8 protein-coding genes are annotated in these 5208 nt (G+C 66.5%); 4 read left to right on the top strand and 4 right to left on the bottom strand.

The annotated features are described in order from the left end of the window. Window positions 1-336, bottom strand: a 336-nt coding sequence (locus AC1D01_RS19785) for an RBBP9/YdeN family alpha/beta hydrolase (RefSeq protein WP_477869271.1), incomplete at its 3' end; no start/stop codon positions are given. Window positions 337-439: 103 nt separating this feature from the next. On the opposite strand from AC1D01_RS19785, the gene AC1D01_RS19780 reads away from it, so the two are divergent. From AC1D01_RS19780 to AC1D01_RS19770, 3 genes are all read left to right on the top strand, one after another. Further along, window positions 440-913, top strand: a complete 474-nt coding sequence (locus AC1D01_RS19780) for an Lrp/AsnC family transcriptional regulator (RefSeq protein WP_477869269.1) — start codon at window positions 440-442, stop codon at window positions 911-913. 73 nt (window positions 914-986) lie between these two features. Next, window positions 987-1688: a DUF1579 family protein gene (locus AC1D01_RS19775; RefSeq protein WP_477869267.1), complete on the top strand. Its 702-nt coding sequence runs from the start codon at window positions 987-989 to the stop codon at window positions 1686-1688. A gap of 45 nt (window positions 1689-1733) precedes the next feature. Then, complete coding sequence (locus AC1D01_RS19770; RefSeq protein ID WP_477869265.1) at window positions 1734-2678, top strand: AraC family transcriptional regulator; 945 nt, start codon at window positions 1734-1736, stop codon at window positions 2676-2678. Window positions 2679-2729: 51 nt separating this feature from the next. Here the strand turns inward: AC1D01_RS19770 and AC1D01_RS19765 are convergent, their stop codons facing one another. Next, window positions 2730-3050, bottom strand: a complete 321-nt coding sequence (locus AC1D01_RS19765) for a ribosomal protein L7/L12 (protein WP_477869263.1) — start codon at window positions 3048-3050, stop codon at window positions 2730-2732. Then, window positions 3047-3817 (bottom strand): hypothetical protein, encoded by a 771-nt coding sequence (locus tag AC1D01_RS19760; protein ID WP_477869261.1) that lies wholly within the window; start codon window positions 3815-3817, stop codon window positions 3047-3049. Before AC1D01_RS19760 ends, AC1D01_RS19765 begins: the two co-directional genes overlap by 4 nt. A 184-nt stretch (window positions 3818-4001) precedes the next feature. Here AC1D01_RS19760 and AC1D01_RS19755 point away from each other — a divergent pair, with 184 nt between their 5' ends. Then, complete coding sequence (locus tag AC1D01_RS19755) at window positions 4002-4724, top strand: hypothetical protein (RefSeq protein ID WP_477869259.1); 723 nt, start codon at window positions 4002-4004, stop codon at window positions 4722-4724. A 78-nt stretch (window positions 4725-4802) separates the two neighbouring features. Here the strand turns inward: AC1D01_RS19755 and AC1D01_RS19750 are convergent. Beyond that, window positions 4803-5208, bottom strand: a 406-nt coding sequence (locus AC1D01_RS19750) for a hypothetical protein (protein ID WP_477869257.1), incomplete at its 5' end; no start/stop codon positions are given.

Raw genomic sequence — 5208 nt, 5'->3', positions numbered from 1 at the left:
GCCCTCCGGAACGCCACCGAACCCTGCCGCCGCTGGCGGGAACGAGGACGACTGCGGATCGGGTACCGCCACCAGGAAGGCTCCCGCAATCTCCCGGCGCGAGATCGTGCTCCAGTGGGCGACGAGCAAGCATGCCAGGCTGTGCGCAACCAGGACCGGCGGCGCAGGCGACGAAGCGACCGCCTTGTCGAGTGCAGACACCCAGTCATCCAGCGCGGGCTGATCCCAGCTCGCGGGCTGGAAGCGGCGCAGCTGAGGCCGCCTGCGCTCCCACAAGCTCTGCCAATGCGCCTCGCCTGACCCACCGATGCCCGGCAGGACCACAACATTCTCCATCGATRCCTCCGTTTCCGATGCGCCCAGTCTGCGGCGAGGTGCATCGGCCTGGAATGGCAAACCATCGGAAAATGGACCGTCGAACCGATGGATTCAAGGTGCCATGGCCCACAGTCAACCAGCGAGCCTGGATGCGACGGACATCAAGATCGTGACGCTTCTCGAGGAGGACGGAAGGCTCGCCGTCAGCGAACTCGGACGACGCATCGGCCTGTCGCAGCCCGCGACATCGGAGCGCCTCAAGCGCCTGGAAGAGCGAGGCGTGATCGAGGGCTACCGAGCGACCGTCAATCCCGAACGACTCGGGCTCGGCTTGATGGCGATCATCCGCGTGCGGACCACCCACGAACACATCAAGTCGTGCCTGAAGCAGTTTGCGCTGATGCCCGAGGTCATCGAGGTGTACCGGCTGACGGGCGAGGACTGCTTTCACCTGAAGGTCGTCATCCCCTCGGCGTCGCAACTGGAGCGGATCGTCGACGCTGTCGCGCGCTACGGGTCCGTCACCACGTCCCTCGTCTTGCGTTCCGAGCGCCCGAAGCCTGTCAGCACGGCGCTGGGGAAATCGGCAGGCTGAACGGTCTGGTGTGTCGCCGCAGGACGAACGGCCAAGCAAACCGGTCGCAGGGCCATGGCCCGACGACGCGTCGGTGAGCAAACTGGATGCTTGCGTTCACGAAAGGCACCCTGTGGAAATCTGCTGGAAGCGCATGCGCGCTGCGCTCATCGGTATCGCGGCGCTCGGCTTGGCGATCGGAGCCACGCAAGCCCAGGACAAGGAGAGCGCCTCCACGCCATCCGTCGCGGCGTCCGCCGACTTGCCGGCATGGGTGCGCCGCGGACTACCAGGCCCGGGCCACGCCACGCTCGCGCCCCTGGCAGGCAGCTGGCGCGTGCAGATGGGCATCTACGCGACCCTCGGCCGCAGTGCCGATGCACCGCCGATCACCTCCGACGACATCGTCACACGTCGCCAATGGGTGGCCGGCGGCCGCTACCTCGAGGACACGACCGAGGGCACGCTYGCAAAGTCGCACTACTGGCGTCGCGGCTGGCTGGGCTACGACAACATGGCCGCGCGCTACGAGTGGGTCACGATCGACGAAACGAACGCCGGGATGATGCGTTACGCCAGCAGCACCGGATCGGGGCCGCAGACACGCATTGACCTGTTCGGCAGCTTCGTCGACCAAGGCGTTGCGGGTGAAGCCTTCGTCGGCAAGACGGTCCCGATGCGCACGCTGATACGCATCGAAGGCCCGGACCGCCACGTCATCGAGCTCTACTTCACGCCACCAGGAAAAGCGGAGGCGCTCGCCACCCGCGCGATCTACACGCGAACCGGCCCGTGACCCCGGGGGCCTGATGGAGGCGCCGCAAGCGCAAACTCCCCAGCCATGAGCTCCTCCCGACCCGACCTCGATCTGCTGAGCCCCGTTCTTCAGGATCTGCGGCTGGTGCGCGCGTCGTACTGCCGCACTGACATGACGGCGCCGTGGGGCGTCCAGATCCCGCGTCAGGACGGCGTGTGTTTCCACTTCGTGGTCGACGGCGAGTGCTGGCTGAGGCTGCCGTCGCATGAGCCCTTCCGGATCGGCCCCGGCGACGTGGCATTGCTGCCGCGAGGCACGGGCCACGCGATCGCCGACGCGCCCACCACGCAGGCCCGGCCGCTCGCGGAGTTCGAGCAGGATTCGATCGGCCCGACCACGCACAACATGCGCGCCGGTGGTGGCGGTGCGCGCTCGCTGATTGTCTGCTGCGCGCTCGAGTTCGACGAGCCGGCCGTGCATCCGCTCACTCAACTGATGCCCGAGGTGCTGGTGCTGCGGCGTGCCGACGCGAACGACCCGGCGCTGCCCACGCTGTTGTCCCTGATGGCGGCCGAGGTGGCCGCACAGCGTGTTGGCGCCGCGACCATGATGGCGCGGCTCGCCGATGCGGTGGTGACGGCCATGGTGCGCGGCTGGGCCGAGACTCACGCCGCAGAGCTGAAGGGATGGCTGGCGGGTGCGCGGGACGCACCGATTGGCCGGGCGCTGGCGGCGATCCATCAACAGCCGGGTCATTTCTGGTCGGTGGTGGCGTTGGCGAAGATCGCCGGCCTGTCGCGTTCGGTCTTCACGGAACGCTTCACCACCGCCGTGGGCCTGTCGCCGGCACGCTATCTCGCGCACTGGCGCATGCACGTGGCCGGCGCATGGCTGCGTCATGGCAGATCGACTGTCGCGGACATCGCCCAGCGCCTGGGCTACGAGTCCGAAGCCTCTTTCAGCCGCGCCTTCAAGCGCCTGTTCGGCGTGCCGCCGGGAACGCTGCGCTCGCAAGTCGACCGACCATGACGCCCGCATGGACGGGGCCCGCAGCGGTGCGGGGAGCTTTGACCTGCGGGGTCAGAGCGCGAGACTCCGCAGCAAGTAGCTGGCGAGAAGTGCGGCGACCGCCACGGCCGCGACGACATACCAGATGCGACCGCCCGATGTGGAGACTTCGCCCGGTGCGCCTGTGCCCGCCTTCGATTCAGGAAGTGGGTTCACCGCAGAAGCGATGACGGCGTGCGAACGGTTTCCATCGTGGTATCCATCGATGACATCCTTCGATTCCATCAGCCCGAGCCCGGTTGCCTCGCGCAGCAACTTGACGGCCTCGAGCTTGTTGCCGGCCCGCAGCGCAGCGAGCACATGGGGAGGAAGCGGATTCGGGGTGACAGTCATCGAGTTCTTTTCGGTGTGAGCAGTGTCACCAGCAGAGGCAGCAACGCCAAGGTGAACAGGGTGCACAGACAGGCGACCCACAGCGGATGGTCGTCCGGGTTGCCCAGGGCGAAGTACTTGAGCGCCGAGTAGCCCAGGGCCAGCACCATCAGCAACGTGATGCCCGGCAACAGAAAGCGGAACAGGAACGCCATGCCGAAGGCCGCCACGCCTTTCATCGGATGGCCCAATGCGTACCAGACCGTGGCCCACATACAGTAGCCGAGGATGAACAGCATGACGCTCGCCCCGAGCCACAGGCCCACGCTGCGGGCGCTGAGCTCGGCGGCCACCCGGTCCCCCGGGGCATACACCACCGTCAACGCTGCCCCTTCGAGGGGAACCTCGGTCGATGCCACCGAGCTCGGCAACTCCAGCGGCTCACCATCGGGACCCACGAACCGCACCTGGGCGGTGTGCATCAAGCGCTGCCGGGTGACCGTGCGGTCCCTGGAGTCTTTTTCCTGATAGTCGCGGTACTCGGAGGTGTGCCCCACCACGGTCGCGCTGTACCTGGGTTTGGTGGCAAGGGAGTAAAGCGCCTGGCTGGTCCAATAGCTAAAGGGCAYGAACAAGGCAATCAACGCAAAGATGATGGCCACCACCAGCACGTTGGTCCCCGCCCCGGGTCGCAGGCGCCGCGAGACGCGCCGCCCCACCCAGACCGAGGCACCCAGAAACACCGCGCTGCTGGCAAGCAGGATCTGGCCCGCAGTTGTCAACGCCATGGGCCAGGCTCCGAATGTGATGCACGGAAAGCAAGAGAGGCATGGGTGCCGGAATCGATGGGATGAGCTTGGTCATTCATGGTCGGGCCAGTCTACGGTCTTGGTGCTGCGAGCAGGCCTGCTGCAGAGCGAAATGCAGTTGGTGCGCCACTTATGATGCGGCCTTTGATTCAGGCGGCCGTGCATGTCCTCAACTTCTTCCTCCGCGCCATCCCTGGTGCGCACCGGCGCCAAAGCGGGTGTGGCGTTTGCCAGCTCTGTCGCAATGGGTAGCTTGCTGGCTTTGCTGCTGGGTGGTGGCGTGTTCTTCTTCTACGTGAGCCGGCTGTCAGGCCCAGGCATGCCAGCCGGGGCGCACGCGGGCGGCGCCGGCGCCATCCTTGCCTTGCTGTTTTCGCCGCCATTGCTGGTCGGCATGCTGCTGCTGGCCTTCGTGCCGATCTACCTGATGCTGGGCGTGGCGCGTGGCCGCAGCCGGGCCATCCAGCAAGTCGTGATGGGTCATGGAGAAGCTCTGTCGCAACGCCTGACGGACGCGATTGCCGGACGCATCGAAGCCATGCCGCGGACCAAAGGCGCGCTGGAAAAAGTGTCGGAGGTGGTGTCGGCCGATGCCATCAGCCGGCAATTGGCGCCGGTGTTGGGCCAGGGCCGTGCCGTGCGCGGCATGGTCACTTTCGCGGTGAACCGCCTGCCGCTGGCCGACCTGATGGCGCAATGGCAGCAGAGCCGCGCGGCTGAGGCTGCCGTTGTACCCGGAGCGCCTGATCCAGCGTTGCGCGCGCTGCTCGGGCAGCGCATCGGCCAGACGCTGCAGCACGCCGCCACGCCTTCCCGCACCCCGCTCTACATTGCCATGGCCGTCCAGGCGACCCTGCTGGCGGTGGGTCTGTGGCTGACGCATTGACCCTCATCGGCGCGAAACCGTCACGAGCGCCGGCGTGGCCTGGCGTTGCAACTCGTTCAGCATCCCCAGGACCTCGCTCTAGCCGCGAGGAAGCAGCGACGAACGCGATCGCGCCACGAACAGAAGCACGGTTGGCCACACCAGAGCGTTGACGAGGCCGTGCAGGCTTTGCTGCCAGCGCCAATGGCCCAGGTTCCGAAGGTCTTGCTGCATGTTCATGACTTCGCCGAACGCGAGCACGCCCAGGACGACCGACCAGGGAACCAGCGAACCCAGGGGCTTCCTGGTGACCATGGCAGCGGCAAACAGCACCAACAGCCCCACGTGAATGTGCAACGCATCCGAGAACAGGTGCGTGATCCCCACGGCCGCGAGCTTGAGCGCCTCAAAGGTGGTCATTTCCATCGGCCTCGGTGTTCGGAAAAACAAAAATGCCTCGCAGTGCGAGGCGTTGAACGGGCTGATGTGATCAGCGATGTCTGGA

It is taken from the genome of Rhizobacter sp. P3_B12, assembly GCF_056402895.1.
This window is presented reverse-complemented; position numbering and strand designations above follow the sequence as displayed.

What these genes read in the sequence shown, in the direction of transcription:
- AC1D01_RS19780 (WP_477869269.1), top strand. Translation starts at nt 440, where the DNA reads ATGGCCCACAGTCAACCAGCGAGCCTGGATGCGACGGACATCAAGATC.
- AC1D01_RS19770 (WP_477869265.1), top strand. Translation starts at nt 1,734, where the DNA reads ATGAGCTCCTCCCGACCCGACCTCGATCTGCTGAGCCCCGTTCTTCAG.
- AC1D01_RS19765 (WP_477869263.1), bottom strand. Translation starts at nt 3,050, where the DNA reads ATGACTGTCACCCCGAATCCGCTTCCTCCCCATGTGCTCGCTGCGCTG.
- AC1D01_RS19755 (WP_477869259.1), top strand. Translation starts at nt 4,002, where the DNA reads ATGTCCTCAACTTCTTCCTCCGCGCCATCCCTGGTGCGCACCGGCGCC.